The sequence below is a fragment of the Sebaldella sp. S0638 genome, assembly GCF_024158605.1.
Classification (GTDB): domain Bacteria; phylum Fusobacteriota; class Fusobacteriia; order Fusobacteriales; family Leptotrichiaceae; genus Sebaldella.
Window position 1 is genome coordinate 25,918 of sequence record NZ_JAMZGM010000025.1, and the last position, 22,023, is coordinate 47,940.

The window sequence follows — 22,023 nt, forward strand, 5'->3', positions numbered from 1 at the left end:
TCTTCAAAAATACGGCTGTTACTCCTCGTCTCCTATTTTTACCTTGTTATAAATCTCTTTTAATTCCCTTTTTCCCACATGTGTATATATCTCGGTAGTGGAAATATTAACATGACCGAGTATTTCCTGCACAATCCTGATATCAGCACCGTTATTAATAAGCATAGTAGCTACCGAATGCCTGAATATATGCGGGTAAACATTTTTTTCTATTTTGGCATTTTGTGCATATCTTTTTAGTCTTTTCCAGAAATTTTCCCGTCTTGTTCCCAAAAACAGTTTATACTCCAGTTCATGACTTTTTTTCTTACTCTTATTATCTTTATTACTGTTTTCTGCTTCTTTCTCTTTTTTCTCCTGAACCAGAATTTTTCTGTCATTTTCTATATAATCCTTGATTTCGTCCTCAAGCTGTGAATATATAGGTATAAGTCTGTACTTTGACCCTTTTCCCAGAACTCTGATAAACTCATAATCCTGATTTTCCACATCTTTTATTTCAAGTGATAATACTTCTGATATTCTTGCCCCTGTTGCTACGAGTATTTTTATTATGAGCTTATCCCTGACACCTTCCGGTGTATTTGGTATAGCATCAATTATATCTTTTATTTCGTTTAATCTCAATACTTCCGGAAGCTTAAATTCCCTTTTCAGGTTTTTCAGAGATTCTGTAGGATTGTCATTTATATACTTGTTCATATAACAGAATTTATAAAATGTTCTTATTGAAGCTATTTTTCTAAGAACAGTATTTCTTTTTACTGTTTTGGACAGTTTATCCACATACTCTATAATGTCTTCATCTTCTACATCCTGAAACAGCTTCGGAACATCCGAAAAAAACAAATTCAAATCCCTGTTATAGCTGCTCAGTGTATTTTCAGAATTTCCTTTTTCATATCTCAGATAGTCCAGAAATTCTAATATTATAGTTCTGTTTTCCATACTAAACACCTAATATTTCTTTTGCATGCTGAATAGAAATATCTGTATAGTTATCACCTGATATCATTCTCGCTATTTCTCTCACTCTTTCTTCCTCATTCAGCGGTACTACCTTTGTTTCAGTAAGTTTATTTTCCACTTCTTTCTTAATAAAGAACTGCTGATTTCCCTTAGCTGCTATCTGCGGAGAGTGTGTAACACAAATGACCTGTACATCATCTGAAATTGTTTTCAGCTTTTCAGCTACTTTTTTTACAGTTTCTCCAGCTATCCCCGTATCTATTTCATCAAAGATCAGAACTGATATATTATCTACCTTGGAAAAAATGATTTTTAATGCAAGCATGATTCTCGAAATTTCTCCGCCTGATGCTATTTTCCCCAGAGGTTTCAATTCTTCCCCAAGGTTGGCAGATATCATAAACTCTACACTGTCTGTTCCTTTTTCCCTGAGTTCCTCTTTTTTCTCAAAATGTACTTTGAAAACGGCATTTTCCATTTTCAGGTCTTTAAGCTCTTTTTTCAGCTTAGTTTCAATATTTTTTGCCACTTCTTTTCTTTTCTTGCTCAATTTTTCCGCAAAAGAAAAATATTTCTCGGTTCTTTCCTGCTTTTCTGCTTTTAATTTATCCAGCTCGTCATTTTCAAAGCTTATCATCCCGAGCTTCTCTTCTATATCTTCTTTATATTCCAGTATCTCTTTTATTGTGGAACCATACTTCATCTTCAGCTTATTTATGCTGTCAATTCTGCTGACTACCGTTTCCAGCCTGTTTTCGTCAGTAGAAACTTCATCCAGCATATCTTCCACTGTGTAAGAGATATCATCCAGTTCATAATAAATTTTTTCCAGATTATCATAAACTTCCTGATAAGAAGCACTTATATTCAGAAGTTGTTCAAAATTCTTACGCGTTTTCTGTAAAGTACGTAAAATTGATATTTCACTGTCTTTTAGATTCAAAATGGAATCTGCAAGCTTATCTTTTATTTTTCCTGCATTAAAAAGTATTTTATACTCTTCTTCCAGTTCGTCATCTTCTCCGGGTTTCAGTTCCAGAGCATCTATTTCACTTAAATGAAATTCGTAAATATCTTTTTTCTCTTCTATTTGTCTTTTTATTTCCTCTATTTCATTTATTTTTTTACTTAGAGTGCTTATTTTTTGTATTGTTTTCTTTATTTCATCTTTTAGTTCCAAACCGCTTTTATCAAGAAATTTATCAAGCAGTGACAGATGATAATTTTTATTCAGCAAATACTGGTGATTATGCTGTCCTACCAGATCCAGCACATGGCTCATAATTTCCTTTAGTTTCGATACCGGAACTCTCATTCCGTTTACTACTACTTTGGATTTTCCGTCCCGTGACAGATTTCTTGTTATTATGAGCTCTTCTTCCTCTATATCAAAGTCCAGATCATTCAGTATCTTTACCTGCTCTTTTGTCAGATCAAACACCGCTTCTGCGGTAAGTTTTTCCTCACCTGACCTTATCATGTCCGAACTGCTTCTCTCACCTATTAAAAGAGATATTCCATCCAAAATAATGGATTTTCCCGCTCCGGTTTCTCCCGTCAGAGCCACAAATCCATTTTCAAAATTTAAATCAACATTTTTTATAATAGCCAAATTGTTTAATCTGAGTTCTCTTAACATATTTTTACCCCGTCTAAAATATTATATGGAATCTCCCCACTTTAACTTTTCCCTTAATATCATGAAATAATCCCTGTTTTCAGGCTTTATAAGTCTGACTACCTTATCTGACAGCTGTGTTTCTATTTTATCATCTTTATTTACCTTAAAGTGAATCTGCCCGTCAATATTCAGATGTATATCATTATCCCTTGAGTCCAGTTTAAATGAAAGAACTTCCTTACCATCCACTATTATCGGTCTTGCATTCAGACTCTGAGGTGCAAGCGGTGTCAGTGAAACAGAATTCAGTCCCGGATGCACTATAGGCCCTCCTGCTGAAAGTGAGTAAGCTGTGGAACCAGTAGGAGTGGCAACTATAATTCCATCTGCTCTGTATTTATTTATCAAAGTATTATTAGCATAAACATTTACAGATAAAAGTGTTGATTTTATTCCTCCCTTGGCGATAACCAGTTCATTCAGAGCATAATGCGTCTTTTCATTATGTCTTACTTCCAGAAATCTTCGCTCCTCTATTTCATAATCATTATTTAAAAATTTATCCAGTACATATACTGCTTCGCTGTCTCTGGTATAAGCAAGATAGCCGAGACTCCCCATATGGACAGCAAGCACAGGGACATTTTTTTTCAATACCTGCTGTGCTGCTGCCAGTATAGTACCATCTCCGCCAAATGTAACTATCAGGTCACATTCATCTATCTGATGTACTATCTCTATTTTCTTTTCCTCTAAATATGAATAAAATGCTTTTAGAAAATGACTGTCTTTTAAGCCATCTTTCTTAATTATTTTTATCTTCATTTCGAAACCTCTTTATAAGTAATTCATCGGATTTACCGTATTTACTCCTTTTCTTGTTTCAAAGTACAGATTTGCCTCTCTGTTTATATCACGTCCGAGAGTTCCTATCGTCTGCCCCTTTGTGACTTTCTGCCCTTTGGAAACACTTACTCCAGACAGATTCCCATATACTGTAATAAGATTTCCGTGATCTATTATAACTACATTTCCCAGATTATTCAGCGATCCCGAATATATTACATTTCCTGAATCAGCTGCTTTTACTGCCTGTCCCACACTTCCTCTTATTTCTATACCTTTACTTGTAAGTCCCTGAATTTTTTCCTGTCCGTAATTTGTAACTATACTTCCGGACATAGGCATCATAAGAGCTCCTGTTCCTTTAGGAGGGCTATATGTACTTGCTGTTGTTGTTGTAGTTTTCGTAGTAGTAGTTGTCGTCGTCGTTGCTTTTTCCCCCGAAAGGCTGGAATTGTTTCTTTCTCCGCTTGCCCCGCCTTTTTCAGCTTCTCTTTTTATTCTTTCAGCTTCAGCCAGTCTTATTCTTTCTTCCTCGGCTTTCTGCGCTGCTATTTGCTGTGCTCTTAGTTCTCTTGCTATGATAGCCTGAATTTCTGCTTCCAGTTTCTTTCTTTCTGAAACAAGTTTACTGTTTGACTGCTGTATAGTTTTATTTTCAGTTGAAAGTTTACTCTGCTTTGTTCTAAGTGTAGCTATAATTCTATTTTTTTCCTGTTTAGCCACATTCAGCTGTTTATTTTTTGATTCCAGATCATTTCTTGCAGCCATAATACGTGATGCCTGAGCCTGATTTTGTGATTTCAGACTTTCTACCTGTCTTTTTTCACCTTCCACGCCCTCTTTTGTTTTCTCCACTACTTGAATATACTGCTTCTGTTTATTCAAAAATATTTTCAAATCATGATTTCTTTTATCCTGAACAACTATCCCCGAATCTGCAAACAGTCCGAGAGTTTCTTTTCTTCTTCTGACTCTGTCCCAGATTATCATCTTTTTAGCCAGATCTTCTTTATTTACATTTATTATCTCGGAATTTTTATTTATTTCGTTTATGTCTCTTCGTATTTCATCATCATTTTTCCCTATTTCACGAAGTACATCAGTATATCTTTTCTGGGCGTCATCATATTCGGCCTGTAATTTTTTTATTTGAGCTTCTATATTTTTCAGCTGGCTTGTTGTTACATTTTCATCTTTTTTGGCCTTGTTGATTTCACCGGAATTTTTGTTTATTTTCTGGTTATTCTGATTAATCTGTGTATTTATCTGTTTAATCCGGTCATTATTTTTATCTTTCTGGTCTGTATAGATAATTGAGAAAACAAGAATAAAAATAAATGCAACCTTTGTTTTTTTCCTCATAATTATCTACCTCTTATAAAACTTAAGATATCTTCTTGTACTTGAAAAATTTACCACAGCTGTAATAAAGATTCCTAACACAAATGACATTAAAAATAATGCTATAAGTTCGCCTCTTGATGCTCTTGGTACAACACTTGAATTTAGTAAATTAATTCCCTGAAGTATAAAGCCGTACAGCTTTCTGAATATCAGAAAACCTCCCATTGAAGCAAGTCCTATTAAGAATGCTCCTTCCAGAAAATATGTAAGTCTGATAAAGTTGTTGCTTACACCAATATGTGTAAGTGTTCCTACATCTTTCTTTCTTGCTTTTATACCCACACTTGTCAGGTTAAATATTAGTATTACCGCAAATATGCCAATTCCTGCCAGTCCGAATAACAGTATATTGTCCAGACTTTTATCAAATTTTATTGAATTTTCTATTGCTGCTGTTCTCATATCCAGTTCCAGTACTTCAGGATAAGATTTTATCGTATTTTTTAATTCTTCTACATTTGCATCTTTTGATACATAGAGATAAAAACTGTCGCTTAACGGATTTTCCTGATCTGTAAGTTCCACTCCCAATTCACTCTGTAATTTTTCCAAAGCTCTTTCTTTCGGCTCGAATTTTATTGCTTTTATCCCTTTTGTAGAATTCAGCTTTACCTGAAAATTTTCCAGATCAGGTTCTGCCATTGTCTTTACATAGATTATTACCTGATTTGATACATCCAGCTTTGCCTTAAAATCATTCAAATTATAGAAAAAGATTAATAATACGTCAAGCAGGGTAAAAACTACCATCAGAGATATCAATGATGAGAAAAACATTCCCTTTTCTTTGCTTACATTTCTAAACATTTCACTAATCGGATTCAACATCAGTTTTACCTCCATCTAAATCTATAACCCTTATTCTTTCATCGAATAAATTTTCTTCGGAAGTAACAGCTATAACAGTAGTTCCTTCCTCGTTTATCTTGTAAAGATGCTTTAACAGCTTATCTTTATTGTCTCTTTTTAATTTTTCAAATACTTCGTCCAGAATCAGCACTTCCGGCTTCTTTACCAGTTCTCTTGAAAGTTCCACAAGTATTTTTTCCTGATAAGAAAGCTGCCCGATTTTATGTTTTCGTATACTTCCCAGCTCAAAATATTCTAATATCTCTTCCACACGCTCTTTTCTTTCTTTGCTTTTCATTTTCAGCAAATCAGTGGAAATCTTAATATTTTCATAAACAGTTCTGTCGTCTAAAAGCCACAGATCCTGATCTACGTACCCTATTTTTCTTCTTATTTTTGCCCTTTGAAAATTAAACTTTAGCTTGTTTAACTCTTTTTCTCCATAAAAAACTTTTCCCGATGTCGGCCTGTCCATTAAATAGATAAAATGCAATACTGTTGACTTCCCTTTTCTTCCTTTCAGATGTATAAATTCCCCGTTGGAAATTTCCAGATTCAGACCGCTCAATACTTCATAATCGGCGTTCTTATATTTTTTATGAATATCTTCAAATTTAATCATGGTTACTCCTTATTAAATCTTTTAATTTTATAAACTGTTATTTTATTATTATAATTCAGAATCTTCCTTTTCTTTCTTCAAAAAGTAGAATAAAAGTGATAACACGAAAAATCCCAGCGACACCATTATAGCTATGTAAATCCCCTGTGATGTGGCGTATCTCAGTCCTTCACTGTCTTTTTCACTTCCTATTACCAGTACATTCAGCTGTATTGCCTGCTGTACAAGAAAGGCCATTTTCAGAAAAAATCCCTGTATCCCGAACAAAAGTCCTTCTACACTGACTTTATGCCTGCTCGAAATCGATACTGCTATTTCACTTATCATTGCCTGCGGAAATATAAATGCTGCTCCGCTTAAACCTATTCCGCAGATAAAAAATAATATATATGCCAGAATGCTGTTTTCGCTGTTAATAAACAAAAGTCCGGCTCCTCCGAGAATAAGTATAATTATATCTGCTATAATTACTTTCTTGTATGAGTATTTTTTCGACAGTTTGTTTGTAATCGGGAAACATAACGCTGCTGAACCGAACAGTATCACTGATATAAGGGTAATTATCCCCTTCGGCTTCTGCATTATACTTACTACGTAATAGTTTATCATCCCGCGCAGCAGGTTAAACCCTACAAAAAAGAAAAAGAATGCTGCAAAATAAATAACTATATCTTTTTTTAGTATATATCCTGATGACTCTTTAAATTTTACGCTTTCTGTTATTTTGTTATTGCTTATATTTTTTTCATCCAGAAAGAATATACATATGTATATTCCTATAACTGCAATTATACTTAATAAAATAATTGTCAACCTCAAACCCTTTTCCGTGTTATTCCCGCCCAGTAAAGGAATCAGCAGTCCCGGCAGTACCATCGCCACAGCTGTAAATATAAGTCTGAAAACTGACTGTACCGTGGACAGATCAAGTCTTTCCTCTTTGCTGTTGGTAATATCGGGAATTAAGGCGTTATACGGGCCGCCTACCATTGTGTAAAAGATAAAAAATAATCCACCTACAATAGTAAGACTTATGAAAGTTGTCATTGTCGTCATTTTTAGAGGGAAGAAAAATAAAACCATTGTGAATCCCAGCGGAATTCCTCCTAAAGCTATAAAAGGAGTTCTCTTTCCCCATTTTGAATTTGTTTTATCTGATAAGTAACCTACCAGAGGATCTGAAACTGCATCAATAAACCTCGATAAGACAAGTGCCAGCGTAATCAATCCTGCGGGCAGCAAAGGACTAAGTCCCGTTTCTTCCTTAGGCGGAAGATAATAATACGGAAGCCATTGATTAAACAGCTGATCCATTATAAAGTATGAAACTCCTATGCCATATATCCAATATGTTTTTTTATTTAGTCTGCTCTTCATTATCTTCATTCTCCAAAAATTTTCTTACTTCCTCGGTATATTCCTGCTTATTATCTCTGTAGATTCTCACATGTCCGCTGTTTTCAAATACTTTTAATGTCACATTTTTGTATTGGGCTATTTCATTATACTCTTCCATAAGCATTCCGTATGTAGTAGCTTTATCCTGCTTCGACTGCAGAAGAAGAGTGGGTATTCTTCTAAGTAAATATGAAAGTCTCATTTTATGAAGATTTTTATGTACTCTCAGATCAAATATTCTTGAAACTATACTTGTAATAAGTTTTGGAACTTTTCTTTTTCTTGCATCTTCTTTTATTCTTTTTCTCGAATTGGAAATAGGGCTGTCCAATATTAATTTTGTCACTTTCATTCCGCCTTTTCTTATCTTATCGCTAAAAAGCTTAGCCGCAATTGCAGAACCCATTCCGCCCTGAGAAAAACCATAAAGTATAAACTCTTTTTTTCCGTATCTTTCTTTCAGCATCTCCATTGTGTGAAGAATATCCAGCCCGAATCCGTATCCCATGAAAGTTTTCGCTACATCTGCCCTTCCTGAATTTCTCAGATCAGGAAGAAAAATACTGTATTCCTTATCCAGTCCTACTTCCCTGACAAGCTCAAGACACTGAAGAACCGCCAGTCTGTTTGTACCTCTTCCATGTGAGATTATCAACGCTTTATCAGTATTTTCATTTTCTATAAACCATCCGAAAAGTTTTATTTTTTTGGAATTATATTCTATTTCTTTATAGTTAAAACCATAATCCAAAGGATTTATTTTATCTTCAATATTATATTTCTGTCTGTCTTTTTTACTGTTATATATATCTTCAAGTGTTATTCTGGGATATTTTTCTATCTGATTCAAAAAGTATTTTATTGCCAGATATGCCACTGCAAAGAAAAATATCATAAATATTATGTTTATTGCTATAATTATTCCCATGTGCTACCTCTCTTTTATTATTGAATTTAATTTTTCTTTCCGTTTTAACATCAGCTCTTTTAGCAAAAAACCGTTTTTTTCCGTTTTTACTTTTGCGGTATTGAGTTTTTCTATGTCTTTCCAGTTTGTATATATTTTCTCTTTTTTATTTGTCTTTATCAGCCTGCGGAGATGTTCCCTGCCTCTTTGGTTAAAACCGAGTATTCTTATGTACTCCGGTTCAGAATCCTGTATATCTTCTTCTTTTATATCCAATAATATATTCAGAATACTTCGTTTTATTCTGGAAACAGAAAAATTCCTGCTTTTCATATTATCTAAAAAACTGTTATATGTATCACTGCATGCAGCCTGATAAACAAGTCTGTTCAGCAGTTCTTCCCTGATATCATATATTTGCTCAAGCTCTTCTCTTTTACAGGTAAGTATCTTGTATCTGAACAGTTCATAAAGTCTCTCTTCTATACTGTTCTCTTCTGATGTTTTGTTTTTTATTATGTTGTATACTTCTTTTGGGAAGACATTTTTACTTTCTTCCAGAGTATTTTCCCTGTACATTTTTCTTATATTCGAAGCACTTGTAATATTTCCTTTTACCTCTGTTTCGTTATATCCTGTATTTTTTCGCTCTACTATATACGGCTTTATATGAAATCCTTTACTGCTTATAGTTTTCATATACTCCATAGCCAGTATATTATTTGATAAAAAAGTATCCCCCATACCGAATTCCGTCAGTGTTTTGTGATGAGAAACCGAGTAGTTTTCACCATTTTTCAAATATTTTTTTAAAAGTCTAGCATACGAATCTGTGTTTTGTATTTGAATAATCTCATTCAGCTTATTAATATTTCCTGTTTCAGCACCGAAAACCTGAGTATCTGCTTCCATATATTCCAGAATCTTCACTGCTTCCCTGCAAAAAACCTCTGCATTCTGTATCGAATAATACAAAGGCAGCTCTATTACCAGATCCACCCCGTTATTCAACGCTGTTTCGGTTTTTTCCCATTTATCTATAAAAGAAAACTCACCTCTCTGGACAAAATCACCGCTAACTACTGTCATTACCAGCTCAGGATTATTTTTTCCCACTTCGCTGATCTGGTATAAATGTCCGTTATGAAAAGGATTGTATTCTGCTACTATTCCTGCTCTCATACCCTAAAATCACCTTCATTATTATAACATATTATCAAAGGTTTTGACAGTTTAAATTGAAAAAATCAGCGAAAAAGAGTATAATAGCTTATAAGTTTTATGAAATTATTTTTTTAGTTAGGAGAAAATATGGAAAAAGGTATGACCTTTACTTCCCTTGTATTAGGTATTATCGGGGCAGTTTTTATTTCGGCAAGTTCATTTTACGTTGTTTTGAAATATGGAGCTCTGCCATGGCCGACTATAGTGGCCGCACTTATATCAATGTTCTTTCTTTCGGTTTTCGGCAAGAGAAACAAAAATGAAATAAACGTCACTCATACTATAATGAGCGCAGGTTCTATGGTTGCCGGAGGTGTTGCTTTCACTGTACCTGCATATATACTTCTTGGCGGAGATGTAAATGACATTGACCCTGTAATTCTGCTTATCACTATACTTATAGGAAGTGTTATCGGAGCTTTGCTCTCTTTTATGATCAGAAAAAAGCTGATTGATGACAGTTCTCTTGAATTTCCCATTGGAACAGCGGCATACGAGCTTGTCAATAACGGAAATGACAAAAAAAATATGCTGTATGTACTTTTAGGTTCTTTATTCAGCGGGATTCTTTCTATATTCAGGGATATTTCCTTCAGACCGGGAAAAGCACCTTTTATCCCCACTACTTATGTATTCAGAGACGGCTTGTTTTCATTTTATGTTTCGCCGCTTTTAGTGGGAATTGGCTATATATTAGGATTTTTAAATACTTTCACATGGTTTTTAGGAGGAGCATTGACTTACTGGTTAGCCAGACCTTATGCACTGAAAAACGGCATTAATGATTTTGATATTATGAAAAACAGCTTCGGTATGGGTTTCATTATCGGGATTGGGCTTTCTATAATAGTAAAAATAGTCTTCTTTAATAAAAATAAATCAAAAGAAAAAAGTTCAAAATTTTATATTATTTTTACAGCACTTGTATTTGTGGCGGTACTCACTTTTGTTTATAAACTTCCTGTATTCTTTGCACTGCTTGTTATCCTTATCACGGTTATTTCAGCAGTTATAGCAGGATATACCACAGGAAAAACCGGGGTTAATCCTATGGAAATATATGCTATTATTACTATACTGGCAGTTACTTTTCTGAGTTCCCTGTTTAACACCATTAATATTGATAATACTATCTTTAGTGTGCTTTTCAAAGGTCAGATACCTGAATTGATTTTATTTTTACTGGCATGTATTGTTTCTGTAGCCTGCGGTCTTGCAGGAGACGTGCTTAATGACTTCAAGGCAGGAAGCAAACTAAAGACTAATCCGCATGCACAGCTTGTGGGAGAGATAGTAGGTGCAGTTGTCAGCTCGTTTGTTATTACATTTTTATTCTTTGTATTTTTCAGAGTATATAAAAATATCGGGCCTTCTTCTCCGAATCCTGATCTTATAGTTTTTCAGGCTTCGATTATTTCTTCCATAGTGAAAGGTATTCCGTTTATGAATATTTTTCTTATAGGAATAGGGGCAGGATTTATACTAAATCTGTTAAGACTTCCTGTTTTGACATTCGGGATAGGCATATATCTTCCTATAGCATTGACGATTCCTGTATTTTTGGGCGGATTTATCAGTTTTCTTTTTTCGGTATTCCCGAAAAAGCCTGCTGACAGTGCTATGTTCTTTGCCAATGGTCTTATGGCAGGAGAAGCTATAATCGGAGTTATAATATCAATAATTGCATATATTAAACTTTTTTATTAGGAGATGGAAATATGATTTTAGCCTTTGATATTGGCAATACACATATTGTTCCCGTATTTTTCGATGAATACGGAAATATAATTGAAAGTTTCAGAATCCCTACGAATCTTATTATGACTGAGGATACTCTGTTTGGAATTCTGAAATCACTTACAGAATACAAAAATATTAATCTGAATGAAGTTCATAAAGTGATTATTTCATCAGTTGTTCCTCATATGAATGAAATATTCGCATATCTCAGCCAGAAATATTTTAATGCAACACCAGTATTTGTTACATTAAATAAAATTAAAGATGAGATAATACTTATGCCTGATACCGAAAGAGGTCTCGGAGCAGACAGAATCATAGATATTTTACAGGCGAAGGTACTTTTCCCTGATAAGGAGCTTATAATTATAGATTTCGGCACAGCTACTACATTTGATGTAATAAAAGATTCTGTTTATCTGGGCGGATGTATCCTTCCCGGCATAGAGCTTTCTATTGAGGCATTATTCAAGAATACTGCAAAGCTGCCAAAAGTATACTTTCAGGAACCAAGTACAATTTTTGGAAAAAATACAATAAATCAGATAAATGCCGGAATTTATTACAGCAATATCGGCGGTATAAAGGAAATTCTCTCACAGTACAAAAAAGGACTTCAAACACCTTTTGTAATAGCAACAGGCGGTCAGGGCAAAAATATCTCGGAAGTCATTGAAGATATTGATGTTTATCTGCCTGACCTCAGTATGAACGGACTTTATACATTTGCCAAAAAGTTTTCGTAAATTATTATATACTACAGATTTTCATGGGAATATCACTTCTCTGAAAATCTGTTTTTATATTATAAAATAAATCAAAAAATGTACACAATATACTTGACCATATGTGTACATTTTCTATTATATATTAAAATCCAAATTATCCTGCAAGTCCGTTACTCTTTATATTCTTTTCCGTATCCACAAAAACATGCAGTGCATGATAAGCGAAATAATCAGGGCTGCAGGCTATAAAAAGCTCTAATTCAGGATTTCCGGCATTGTTTCTAAAGTCCAGTGATATGCTTTCAAAATACAGACTTTTTGTAAAATCTTCCTCAGTTATAGGAAAAAACACTTTTTGCCCGTCTTCCATAATATAGCATTCCTGCTCTTCATCCTCTGCTTCTTCTGCACTGCTTGCCCAATCTTCTGCAAGTGACACAGAATCATCATCTATCAGAGCTTTCTCTATCTTTACCCTGTTTTCTTCTATCCATTTTAAGTATTCAATTATTTTTTCCTCTAAAATATCAAAATATTCACCTTCAGGTTTATCTTTTGGAAAATTCAGCGCTACCGAGGTATTTTTCCCCCATAACTGAATATTTCCTTCATAAGAAAATACATCTGATATTTTGAAATCTGTTTTTTCCAATTTCATAAATAACCTTTCTTTTCTTCATATCTATTTTTTGTGAAAACATATTTTCTGAAAATCATACTTTTATTTCTCACCAAGAGTAAAAGAAAAACCTGCTTTTACATTATGATTCTCAAAATTATCATTTTTTTCATATTCATATCCTGCTTTTACTGAAAATTTTTCAGTTACCTTATAATCCACATCGGCACTTGCAGTCATAGTTCCTTTACTGTAATCCAGTTTCTCCATTTTGTAGTCATTGCTCATGTCTCTTGTTTCATGAAAAGTATCAGTAAAATTCTGCTTATATCCAATACCTGCATTCCATCTTAGTTTTCCTTCATCGTTCCCGATGTCTACACCTGCTTTTCCCACGAAACCGTTTCCGTCAGTACCTGAAATGTTATCCATTCCGTCGGTTGTTATAACACCTTCTTTTACATATACATAATCAACACCTATGTTTGGTCTGATTTTTATATTTGAGCCTATTTTCTGGTTATATCCTGCTGATATCCCTCCCTTTAATACATGGGAATTATAGCTGCTTTCCTTTGTTCCCGTCCCGAGCCAGTCGGCATTCAGCTCATGTTCATTATACCCGTATTGTACATGTGTATCTATATCAAAATTTTCTTTTGCATATCTTCCGAATATATTAATATTAAATGACCTTACTTTCTCATCATCATCATTTGAATACGATACACTATTATTCGTATACCCCAAAGTAAACCCGCTGTAAAGATTTTCCGTATGTTTATGGAGTGTTGTTCCCATTATTCCGTTTGTCTTTACATCATAATCATAATTATACATATTTTCTGCATCAAATTTTGACTTTAACCCTAAGTATTCTATTGATTGTCTTCTCTCTCCGGGATTCATATCTTTGGCTTCCATATTTAGAAATCTTTCAGATGCCCAGCCGATCTTATTGGCATTATCTAAATCTACTCTGTTTCTTGGAACGGGATTTAGCTTAACATCCATATCTGTCTGCGGATCCGGGTCTGGATCAGGTCCCGGAGCGGGAGTCAGACTTATTTTACTGTATACCTGATCTACCACAGTTACTCCGTTTTCCACTCTGGAAACAGCTTCTCTTACCCAGCCTCCTGCTTCTTTTAATTCCTGAGTTACTCCAAAATTAAAATTCGGATCTACTGCCTGCATTTTGTTTGAAGTAATAATATTTTTTATTGTTATCTTGGTTTTTTCCGAAGTCTGCGCTGCTTCGTCCAGTATATTTTTTGTCGTACTTCCTGCATTTGTCAAAACTATTTTACCGCCGTTCAAAATTACACTTCCGGCTATAATCTTTCCTGTTTTCGCAGTTTCAGCATCAATCCCGTCATAGTCAACGCCTACATTAAGAGTTCCGTTTATTGTCATATCTCCCACAGAAGTATCTGCGGCAAGATCAGCTGAAATACTTTTGGCACTGCTGAACGCACTAGTATAATAAGTATCAGTGTCTGCTGCCGGCTTCAGATTTACTGTACCGTTTATAACAGAATTCCCCGATGAAACTATTTTCTCAAAATTATTAGCTTCATCAAAGGTAACATTCCCGTTGCTTATCAAAATATTCTTGCCTGCTCCGCCGTCTATTTTCCCTGAAACCACTGAATTATTTGCTAATTCCAGAACACTGTCCCCGCCGTCAAATTCTATTGCTGTTCCACCTGCTGTTCTGGCTGTTATTATTCCTGCATTCAAAAAATGACTGCTGTACTGACTTGACCCTGAAATTATTTTTACAGTATAGTCAGAAGATACTATTGTTCCATAATTTTTTGTTTCTATATTATTATTGGCATAAAGAGCTGTCCCATTGTTATTAAGCTCTATTAATATATCCCCGTTATTTACTACTTTTGAATTTTCAGAATCCAAAACTTTGTTTCCGTTATACGAAAGCAGCATCCCGTTAAGCTCCACACTTGATGAATCAGTTTTTACAGCTGTTCCTTTTTCTGTTACTACTATTCCGTCTACTGTCAGCTCAGAATTATTTTCTACTCCTATTCCCGTTATATCGCCTTTTACTAATACCAATGATGAATTATCAACTTCGATTTTCCCGTTGTCAGGGGCATATATCCCGTAACTGTTTCCGGAAGTATTGGCATATATAAACTGTGAATCTTTCATAAGTAATGAGGCATTCTTCTCAAGATGAACTCCTTCGCTGACTCCTCTATATTCGACTGTAGACTCATTCCATTCCACTGACAAATTCTCACCTATAAAAAATCCCATTCCCGGACCGCTTAATTCATTGTTTAATAAAACTCTCAACCCTTTCAGCCTGAAAAAATCAGGCTCGCTTGGCTCTACACGAAAAACCAGATTATTAACAGGAGTGGCAGTAATCGTAGACGGATCTATAGAGTAATCGCCGAGTCCGTCTGAAAACGGGTACCCTGCTCCGAAATTTGTACTGCTTCCAACCCCGAAAAAAAGTGAGTACCCAGGCTGTCCTATCTCTGCCATTGTTCCAAGATGTCCCATAGTCCATGTATAAAATCCATACGGAGCGCTTGAATCTAATACCCCGAATAATGCGAACTCATTAGCACCTGTAACAGTTATCTCCCTGTTTTCCCCTGCTTCATAATTACTATAGTCATTAAATGATACTGAATAAGCACTGCTGGTAAGTAAAGCCGAAAGAGCAAACAAATGTTTATATCTGCTTTTTTTCATAGAATCCTCCAATTTTCTTCATATAATTTTTTTATTTTTTTACTTGTTAATATTTTTGAAATTTATGCTTTCATTTACATGTTATCTATTCTCAAAAATTACCAATTAATATTTTTATAAAATATCTTTTTACTTACTGCTTCTCCTCCTTATTTCCCATAAATGCACTACAAATTTAAACTATTACAATTTTGTAGCTTACACTAAATTATATCCCATTTTCTTTCCTTTAACAACTAAAATATCAGATTTAAATATTATATTTATATTAAAAGTCCTGATTTTACTTTACTTTCCATGTATTTACATATATAATATGTATGGTACCATACTAGAATTCAAGTATTAAAAGGTAACTTTAGTTACAGCTTTTTTTCAAATTTATCAGTATAATGTACATAATTAAATAAGAAGTTATCAGTCATACATTTTTTTAGTCAATATTTTTTCACGTGAGTTAAAATACTTTGACTTTCAAATAGAAATGTTTTAAAATATTTGTGTATAAAATTTATTTAAATAATGTTCAACAGTTTTAGAAAGGGAGTGTTCGTATTGAATGCATGGAACAATTTTAATAAAGGGGCTTGGGTTGACAATATTAACGTAGGCGACTTTATTCAAACAAACTATACTGAATATCTGGGAGATGAAAGTTTTCTTACCTCTCCTACAGATGCAACTATGAAATTATGGGATTCTTTAACAGAAATGTTTAAAGTGGAAAGAGAAAAAGGAATTTATGATGCTGAAACTAAGATTCCTTCTCAGATAGATGCCTATGGTCCCGGCTATATCAACAAAGATTTAGAAAAAATAGTCGGTCTTCAGACAGACAAACCGCTAAAAAGAGGAATTTTCCCGAACGGCGGACTCAGAATGGTAAAAAACAGTCTGGAAGCTTTTAACTACACACTAGACCCCATTACTGAAGATATTTTTTCTAAATACAGAAAAACTCACAATGACGGGGTTTTCTCAGCTTACACAAGCAGTATCAGAAAAGCGAGAAGCAGCGGTATTATAACAGGACTGCCTGATGCATACGGAAGAGGAAGAATCATAGGTGATTACAGAAGAATAGCACTTTACGGTACTGACAGACTAATAAATGAACGTGAAGAAAGATACAAAAGATGTGACCCTAATGAAATGACAGAAGATGTTATCAGATTAAGGGAAGAAATACGTGATCAGATCGATGCCCTGAAAGCATTAAAAAGAATGGCACAGTCATATGGATTTGATATATCGCATCCTGCTACTACTGCTCAGGAAGCTATACAATGGACTTATTTCGGGTATCTCGGAGCTATTAAAGACCAGAACGGTGCTGCAATGAGTATCGGACGTGTATCTACTTTCCTTGATGTTTACATTGAAAGAGATATGAAAAACGGAACTCTCACTGAGCAGGAAGCTCAGGAACTTATGGATCAGTTTGTTATGAAATTAAGAATTGTCAGATTCTTGAGAACACCTGATTATGACCATCTGTTCTCGGGAGATCCTGTATGGGTTACTGAATCTATCGGAGGTATGAGTGATTCAGGAAAATCCTTTGTTACAAAAAACAGTTTCAGACTTCTTCATACTTTATATAACTTAGGACCTGCACCAGAACCAAACCTGACAGTTTTATGGAGTGAGAGACTTCCTGAAATGTGGAAAAATTATTGTTCTAAAGTGTCTATAGATACTTCATCTGTACAATATGAAAATGATGATCTGATGAGACCTGAATTTGGTGATGATTATGGTATAGCATGTTGTGTTTCTCCTATGAGAATAGGAAAGCAGATGCAGTTCTTCGGTGCAAGGGTTAATCTTCCAAAAGCACTGCTTTATGCTATAAACGGCGGTAAGGATGAAAAAACAAAAGCTCAGGTTACACCTGAAATATTTGAAAAAATTTCTTCTGACTATCTTGAATTCCATGAAGTCTGGGAAAAATTTGACAAACTCCTTGACTGGCTGGCTGAAACATATGTAAAAGCATTGAATATTATTCACTATATGCATGATAAATACTCGTATGAAGCTCTGGAAATGGCTCTTCATGATGTAGATGTATACAGAACACAGGCATTCGGTGTAGCAGGAATTTCTATTATTGCCGACTCGCTTGCAGCTATAAAATATGGAAAAGTAAAAGTAATAAGAGATGAAGACGGAGACGCAGTGGATTACGTTGTAGAGAAAGGATATGTTCCTTTTGGAAATAATGATGATAATACAGATAAACTTGCGGTGAAAGTCGTAGAATTGTTTATGAATAAAATAAGAGCACATAAAATGTACAGAAATGCCACACCTACACAGTCAGTACTGACAATTACATCAAATGTGGTTTATGGTAAAAAAACAGGAAATACTCCTGACGGAAGACGTGCCGGTGAGCCGTTTGGTCCGGGGGCAAATCCTATGCACGGAAGAGACACAAGAGGTGCTGTAGCTTCACTTGCCTCTGTTGCAAAACTGCCGTTTGAACATGCTAATGATGGTATTTCATACACTTTTGCAATAACACCCGAAACTTTAGGTAAAAATGAAAATGAAAAAAAGAACAACCTTACAGGACTTCTTGACGGATACTTTAATCAGGCAGGACAGCATTTGAATGTTAACGTTTTTGGAAAAGAACTGCTGGAAGACGCTATGGATCATCCGGAAAACTATCCTCAGCTTACTATAAGAGTTTCAGGATATGCGGTAAACTTCGTAAAATTGACTAAAGAACAGCAGCTCGATGTTATAAACAGAACAATTGCAGATAAATTTTAATTAGAATGGAAGTTGTAAAAAATGAAAGGTTATATTCACTCTTTTGAATCCTTTGGAACTAAAGACGGACCCGGAATAAGATTCGTACTTTTTCTTCAGGGCTGTCCTCTGCGATGTCTGTATTGTCATAATGTAGACACATGGGACTTGAAAAATAAAAAATATATGCTTACACCAGAAGAAACTATGCATGAAGTTTACAAAGTCAGAGGTTTTATAAAAAGCGGCGGTATTACTGTTTCAGGCGGTGAACCTCTGCTCCAGCCGGAATTTATTCTTGAGCTTTTCAAGCTCTGCAAAAAAGAAAATATTCATACTGCTGTTGATACTTCCGGTTATCTTCTGAATGACAGGATAAAAGAGGTGCTTGAACTTACAGATCTTGTACTGCTTGATATAAAGCATATTGATCCAGTTAAATATCAGGCTTTGACATCTGTGGCGCTGAAACCTACGCTGGAATTCATGGAATATTTATCAAAAATAAATAAACCTGTCTGGCTTAGATATGTTCTTGTTCCCGGTTATACTGACAATGAAAAAGACCTGAATGCATGGGCAAAATATGTTTCTAAATTCAAAAATATAGAAAGAGTGGATATACTTCCTTTTCATCAAATGGCTTCCTATAAATGGGAAAGTCTCGGAAGATCTTATGAATTAAAAGATACTCCTGCTCCTTCCAAAGAAGAAATAAAAAAAGCCGAAGATATTTTCAAATCTTTCGGTTTAAACACACTTACCTGAATTATATTGAGCTGTTTTTACGAACAGCTCTTTTTATATTTTATACAAAAACAGAACTGCCGGAATTCTGCTTATACAGAAAATTTCCTTTAGTTCTGCTTATATCTTTGATATTATTTTATATTTCTGATTTAAAAGTTTTAAAAGGTGAAGCCCATTCTTCACTATCATTTAAGATTTTACCTTTATTATGTTCATATTCAAGCTCTGCCTCTATTCCTAATTCTGTTACTTCTGCCGGATGTTTATAGCTATCCGCATCTTCATCTATTCTTTGTTTTATAGTATTTGGATATTCGTCTACAACAATTGATTCCATGACTATTTTTGGACGTTCCAGTATAGAATAATTCGTGACACCTTCGTAATCAATAAAATTATTATAAGCATTTTCCAGTTTATTACTGCTTATTGTTTCATTATCAAAATGACCTGATTCCATTGCATTAAGTGCGATCATACCTTTTATATCCGTAATTTTTTCTATTGAAGCATCTGAGTGGTTTTCATGGGACTTAGAATCTACTAGATTCAGAAATTCCTCATTACTCACAGGGAATTCATGTCTGCTTTCGGTATTATCAAAAGAAATATCCAGATCCATTTCCTCTAGTTCTTCTTTTCTCTCTTTTGTTTTTATCATTTCTCCTCCTATTGCCTTATGGCTCTCTCTTGATTATTTATATATTATATTCTCATATATTGCTTTGTACACATATTATAATAGATGTCATATTAGTTTTAGCTTTAAATTATCTTTTTGTTTTCTGTGTAAGAAATTTATATCCTTTTCAGTCATTTTTCTGCAAGTTTTCACCTACTTTAATAAAGAAAAATAAATTTTATTACCTTTCTATTAAATATATGTTATAATAAAACATCTTATTCTTGAAAGGAGACAGACAAATGGATAAAAGATTGATCAATTATATCTTTCAGACAGTTTCTGAATGTAATACATTTCTGGAATGTGCTTTAAGAAATAAAAATGATCTAACGGTATCACTACACTTCTCTAATCAGGCCTTCTTCTGCATTAAACAACTTCAAAATTTAATTTATTCCAGCGGGGTAGAAACTGCATACTTTGATTCTTATTATCAACATTTTATATTTTTAAATCAAACATTTATTGAAAATACGTCTCATATTCAGGAATATGAAATTTTGAAATCCAAATGCAAGGATTTTGAAGATAACTTAAACTTTATGATTAAACAAGATATTACTGCATCTGAAAACATGTTTTTCATATGAGCATAAATATATTGTTTACACTTCCTATTGAAGCTGCCTTATTTTAAGGCAGTTTTCTTATTTAGCTGCATTCCGGCGCTATATACATATCTTTTTATTCTTTTTGATTAAATAAGGAACTGCTTTCTATATTTTTGTTAGTAGAAAGTCTGATTTTTGCAGATTTTTATATTACAGATACTACAAAATTTATCTCCAGAATAATTCTGTTAGTACCCATATTCCAAATGTCAGGCCTATAAAATATGAAAGAATATTGTATTTGCCTGAAATACTTCTTAATCCTATTTTCAATGCACTTTTTTTAGGGCATTCAGTGATACAGGATAAGCAGTTTATACATTTTGGGCTTACTATATTTTCACATTTAGAAATTTTTATATTTACCGGACAGGCTTTGTCGCATTTTCCGCAGTTTACACATGTTCCATTATCTCTTTTTATAGTCAGGACTCTTCCCATTCCTAATATCCCGAATTTAGCTCCCGCGGTGCAAAACCATCTGCAATAAGGTCTTTCTATAAAAAGTGAAAGTACGAGAAATGCCGCTAGTATAATCAGTGAAAAAAACATTATCTGCTCCCCTTTCAATGCACTAAACACTGCTCCTCTGGCATCAAGCGGATTGACAATAAAGAGAACAGCTGAAATCAAAAATATATAACGTATCGATGATAATATTTTATCAACTTTCTCCGGAACATTATAAGTTTTTTTTATGATTCTTTTTCTTAATTTATCTATATATTCCTGTAGTGTTCCAAACGGACAAACCCATCCGCAATAATAACTCCCTACTAAAAATATGGCTCCCAGTACAAAAATTTTTGATATTGAATGATCTAAAATCGCTATGGAAAATATCATAAAACCTAAAAATAGCATTTGTATTAATATTCTGAATTTAATTAGTTTTTTCATGGATATGTTCTCCTCTCTAATAATACATATACTTTAACATGGTAATATGGCAGTTTCGTGTTTTCTGTTTTTAGTTTGAAATTCCCTAAAATATTTTTTTTATTCGTATGCTGATTTTTACTTGCTTTTATCTTTTTTATTATTTGTGTTATAATATTTATATCTTGTAAAAGGAGGCTGATTATGAAACTTAGTGCTAGAAATCAATTCAAAGGTAAAATTATCTCTATTACGGAAGGTGCCGTAAACGGAATCGTAACACTTGACATTGGCGGAGGAAATATAATTACTTCTACAATTTCAATGGATTCTATTAAAAGTCTGAATTTGAAAGTTGGTTCAGATGCTTATGCAATTATCAAAGCTACATCTGTAATGGTTGGTATTGATGATTAACAGGAACTTTCTTTTATTTTCATGTTTCTAAAATATTTGATTTTCTTTGTGAAGCAGGCATTCTGTGATTAATACAATTTAATATATGTTATATTTACTTGGATTTTAAATATAACACACTAAAAAAAGGACTGTATTAAATAGAAATTTTTAAACACATGAACACAATATATCAATTTTATTGAGCCTGTGATAAAAAGTCTGTAAATAAAAAAATCTTTTTATGATAAACTAAAAACAGGAGGACTTTATTATGAA

The 22,023-nt window shown here is 33.8% G+C and carries 19 protein-coding genes; 6 read left to right on the forward strand and 13 right to left on the reverse strand.

Annotated elements, in window-relative coordinates; all coding sequences use genetic code 11:
• Positions 1 to 18 precede the first annotated feature (18 nt).
• The 9 genes from NK213_RS08730 to NK213_RS08770 are packed head-to-tail and all read right to left on the reverse strand — an operon-like array spanning position 19 to position 9,798.
• Positions 19 to 948 carry a tyrosine-type recombinase/integrase gene (locus tag NK213_RS08730; protein WP_253348557.1) on the reverse strand — a complete coding sequence of 310 codons (930 nt, stop codon included), beginning with the start codon at positions 946 to 948 and terminating at the stop codon, positions 19 to 21.
• A 1-nt stretch (position 949) separates the two neighbouring features.
• Positions 950 to 2,608, reverse strand: coding sequence for a DNA repair protein RecN (recN, locus tag NK213_RS08735; RefSeq protein WP_253348559.1), 1,659 nt, complete (start codon positions 2,606 to 2,608; stop codon positions 950 to 952).
• 21 nt (positions 2,609 to 2,629) lie between these two features.
• Positions 2,630 to 3,415, reverse strand: coding sequence for an NAD(+)/NADH kinase (locus NK213_RS08740; RefSeq protein ID WP_253348560.1), 786 nt, complete (start codon positions 3,413 to 3,415; stop codon positions 2,630 to 2,632).
• A gap of 12 nt (positions 3,416 to 3,427) precedes the next feature.
• Positions 3,428 to 4,798 carry a murein hydrolase activator EnvC gene (locus tag NK213_RS08745; protein WP_253348561.1) on the reverse strand — a complete coding sequence of 457 codons (1,371 nt, stop codon included), beginning with the start codon at positions 4,796 to 4,798 and terminating at the stop codon, positions 3,428 to 3,430.
• A gap of 6 nt (positions 4,799 to 4,804) precedes the next feature.
• The gene (locus NK213_RS08750) at positions 4,805 to 5,668 is read right to left on the reverse strand and encodes an ABC transporter permease (protein ID WP_253348563.1); all 864 of its coding nucleotides are present in this window, start codon (positions 5,666 to 5,668) and stop codon (positions 4,805 to 4,807) included.
• Positions 5,652 to 6,311, reverse strand: a complete 660-nt coding sequence (locus NK213_RS08755) for a cell division ATP-binding protein FtsE (RefSeq protein WP_253348564.1) — start codon at positions 6,309 to 6,311, stop codon at positions 5,652 to 5,654. Before NK213_RS08755 ends, NK213_RS08750 begins: the two co-directional genes overlap by 17 nt.
• A gap of 48 nt (positions 6,312 to 6,359) precedes the next feature.
• The gene (locus tag NK213_RS08760) at positions 6,360 to 7,688 is read right to left on the reverse strand and encodes an MFS transporter (RefSeq protein ID WP_253348566.1); all 1,329 of its coding nucleotides are present in this window, start codon (positions 7,686 to 7,688) and stop codon (positions 6,360 to 6,362) included.
• Positions 7,669 to 8,637: an alpha/beta hydrolase gene (locus NK213_RS08765; protein WP_253348568.1), complete on the reverse strand. Its 969-nt coding sequence runs from the start codon at positions 8,635 to 8,637 to the stop codon at positions 7,669 to 7,671. The genes NK213_RS08760 and NK213_RS08765 overlap by 20 nt, the downstream gene beginning before the upstream one ends.
• A gap of 3 nt (positions 8,638 to 8,640) precedes the next feature.
• On the reverse strand, positions 8,641 to 9,798 hold the full coding sequence (locus NK213_RS08770) for a nucleotidyltransferase family protein (protein WP_253348570.1): 1,158 nt from the start codon (positions 9,796 to 9,798) through the stop codon (positions 8,641 to 8,643).
• A gap of 129 nt (positions 9,799 to 9,927) precedes the next feature.
• On the opposite strand from NK213_RS08770, the gene NK213_RS08775 reads away from it, so the two are divergent.
• On the forward strand, positions 9,928 to 11,547 hold the full coding sequence (locus tag NK213_RS08775) for an OPT/YSL family transporter (protein ID WP_253348573.1): 1,620 nt from the start codon (positions 9,928 to 9,930) through the stop codon (positions 11,545 to 11,547).
• Positions 11,548 to 11,558: 11 nt separating this feature from the next.
• Positions 11,559 to 12,326 (forward strand): type III pantothenate kinase, encoded by a 768-nt coding sequence (locus tag NK213_RS08780; protein WP_253348574.1) that lies wholly within the window; start codon positions 11,559 to 11,561, stop codon positions 12,324 to 12,326.
• A gap of 136 nt (positions 12,327 to 12,462) precedes the next feature.
• Here NK213_RS08780 and NK213_RS08785 read toward each other — a convergent pair whose 3' ends face one another.
• The gene (locus NK213_RS08785) at positions 12,463 to 12,966 is read right to left on the reverse strand and encodes a DUF2262 domain-containing protein (RefSeq protein ID WP_253348575.1); all 504 of its coding nucleotides are present in this window, start codon (positions 12,964 to 12,966) and stop codon (positions 12,463 to 12,465) included.
• Positions 12,967 to 13,029: 63 nt separating this feature from the next.
• Positions 13,030 to 15,660, reverse strand: a complete 2,631-nt coding sequence (locus tag NK213_RS08790; protein ID WP_253348576.1) for an autotransporter outer membrane beta-barrel domain-containing protein — start codon at positions 15,658 to 15,660, stop codon at positions 13,030 to 13,032.
• Positions 15,661 to 16,215: 555 nt separating this feature from the next.
• Here NK213_RS08790 and pflB point away from each other — a divergent pair.
• Positions 16,216 to 18,444, forward strand: coding sequence for a formate C-acetyltransferase (gene pflB, locus NK213_RS08795; protein WP_253348578.1), 2,229 nt, complete (start codon positions 16,216 to 16,218; stop codon positions 18,442 to 18,444).
• A 21-nt stretch (positions 18,445 to 18,465) separates the two neighbouring features.
• A complete protein-coding gene (gene pflA / locus NK213_RS08800) occupies positions 18,466 to 19,191 on the forward strand; it encodes a pyruvate formate-lyase-activating protein (RefSeq protein ID WP_253348580.1) in 726 nt (241 codons plus the stop codon).
• A gap of 118 nt (positions 19,192 to 19,309) precedes the next feature.
• Here the strand turns inward: pflA and NK213_RS08805 are convergent, their stop codons facing one another.
• The gene (locus NK213_RS08805; RefSeq protein WP_253348581.1) at positions 19,310 to 19,834 is read right to left on the reverse strand and encodes a hypothetical protein; all 525 of its coding nucleotides are present in this window, start codon (positions 19,832 to 19,834) and stop codon (positions 19,310 to 19,312) included.
• Between the two features lie 263 nt (positions 19,835 to 20,097).
• Between NK213_RS08805 and NK213_RS08810 the strand changes: the two genes are divergently transcribed.
• Positions 20,098 to 20,448 carry a hypothetical protein gene (locus NK213_RS08810; protein ID WP_253348582.1) on the forward strand — a complete coding sequence of 117 codons (351 nt, stop codon included), beginning with the start codon at positions 20,098 to 20,100 and terminating at the stop codon, positions 20,446 to 20,448.
• Positions 20,449 to 20,637: 189 nt separating this feature from the next.
• Here the strand turns inward: NK213_RS08810 and NK213_RS08815 are convergent, their stop codons facing one another.
• Positions 20,638 to 21,369 (reverse strand): 4Fe-4S binding protein, encoded by a 732-nt coding sequence (locus tag NK213_RS08815; protein WP_253348584.1) that lies wholly within the window; start codon positions 21,367 to 21,369, stop codon positions 20,638 to 20,640.
• A gap of 183 nt (positions 21,370 to 21,552) precedes the next feature.
• Here NK213_RS08815 and NK213_RS08820 point away from each other — a divergent pair, with 183 nt between their 5' ends.
• On the forward strand, positions 21,553 to 21,765 hold the full coding sequence (locus tag NK213_RS08820) for a molybdopterin-binding protein (protein ID WP_253348585.1): 213 nt from the start codon (positions 21,553 to 21,555) through the stop codon (positions 21,763 to 21,765).
• The last annotated feature ends 258 nt before the right edge of the window (positions 21,766 to 22,023 follow it).

Bases quoted from the DNA above. Each gene is read 5' to 3' on its own strand.
- NK213_RS08755 (WP_253348564.1), bottom strand. From the start codon at position 6,311: ATGATTAAATTTGAAGATATTCATAAAAAATATAAGAACGCCGATTAT.
- NK213_RS08775 (WP_253348573.1), top strand. From the start codon at position 9,928: ATGGAAAAAGGTATGACCTTTACTTCCCTTGTATTAGGTATTATCGGG.
- NK213_RS08815 (WP_253348584.1), bottom strand. From the start codon at position 21,369: ATGAAAAAACTAATTAAATTCAGAATATTAATACAAATGCTATTTTTA.
- NK213_RS08750 (WP_253348563.1), bottom strand. From the start codon at position 5,668: ATGTTGAATCCGATTAGTGAAATGTTTAGAAATGTAAGCAAAGAAAAG.
- NK213_RS08760 (WP_253348566.1), bottom strand. From the start codon at position 7,688: ATGAAGAGCAGACTAAATAAAAAAACATATTGGATATATGGCATAGGA.
- NK213_RS08785 (WP_253348575.1), bottom strand. From the start codon at position 12,966: ATGAAATTGGAAAAAACAGATTTCAAAATATCAGATGTATTTTCTTAT.
- NK213_RS08730 (WP_253348557.1), bottom strand. From the start codon at position 948: ATGGAAAACAGAACTATAATATTAGAATTTCTGGACTATCTGAGATAT.
- NK213_RS08765 (WP_253348568.1), bottom strand. From the start codon at position 8,637: ATGGGAATAATTATAGCAATAAACATAATATTTATGATATTTTTCTTT.
- NK213_RS08810 (WP_253348582.1), top strand. From the start codon at position 20,098: ATGGATAAAAGATTGATCAATTATATCTTTCAGACAGTTTCTGAATGT.
- NK213_RS08820 (WP_253348585.1), top strand. From the start codon at position 21,553: ATGAAACTTAGTGCTAGAAATCAATTCAAAGGTAAAATTATCTCTATT.
- NK213_RS08780 (WP_253348574.1), top strand. From the start codon at position 11,559: ATGATTTTAGCCTTTGATATTGGCAATACACATATTGTTCCCGTATTT.
- recN (WP_253348559.1), bottom strand. From the start codon at position 2,608: ATGTTAAGAGAACTCAGATTAAACAATTTGGCTATTATAAAAAATGTT.
- NK213_RS08770 (WP_253348570.1), bottom strand. From the start codon at position 9,798: ATGAGAGCAGGAATAGTAGCAGAATACAATCCTTTTCATAACGGACAT.
- NK213_RS08745 (WP_253348561.1), bottom strand. From the start codon at position 4,798: ATGAGGAAAAAAACAAAGGTTGCATTTATTTTTATTCTTGTTTTCTCA.
- NK213_RS08790 (WP_253348576.1), bottom strand. From the start codon at position 15,660: ATGAAAAAAAGCAGATATAAACATTTGTTTGCTCTTTCGGCTTTACTT.
- pflA (WP_253348580.1), top strand. From the start codon at position 18,466: ATGAAAGGTTATATTCACTCTTTTGAATCCTTTGGAACTAAAGACGGA.
- NK213_RS08740 (WP_253348560.1), bottom strand. From the start codon at position 3,415: ATGAAGATAAAAATAATTAAGAAAGATGGCTTAAAAGACAGTCATTTT.
- NK213_RS08805 (WP_253348581.1), bottom strand. From the start codon at position 19,834: ATGATAAAAACAAAAGAGAGAAAAGAAGAACTAGAGGAAATGGATCTG.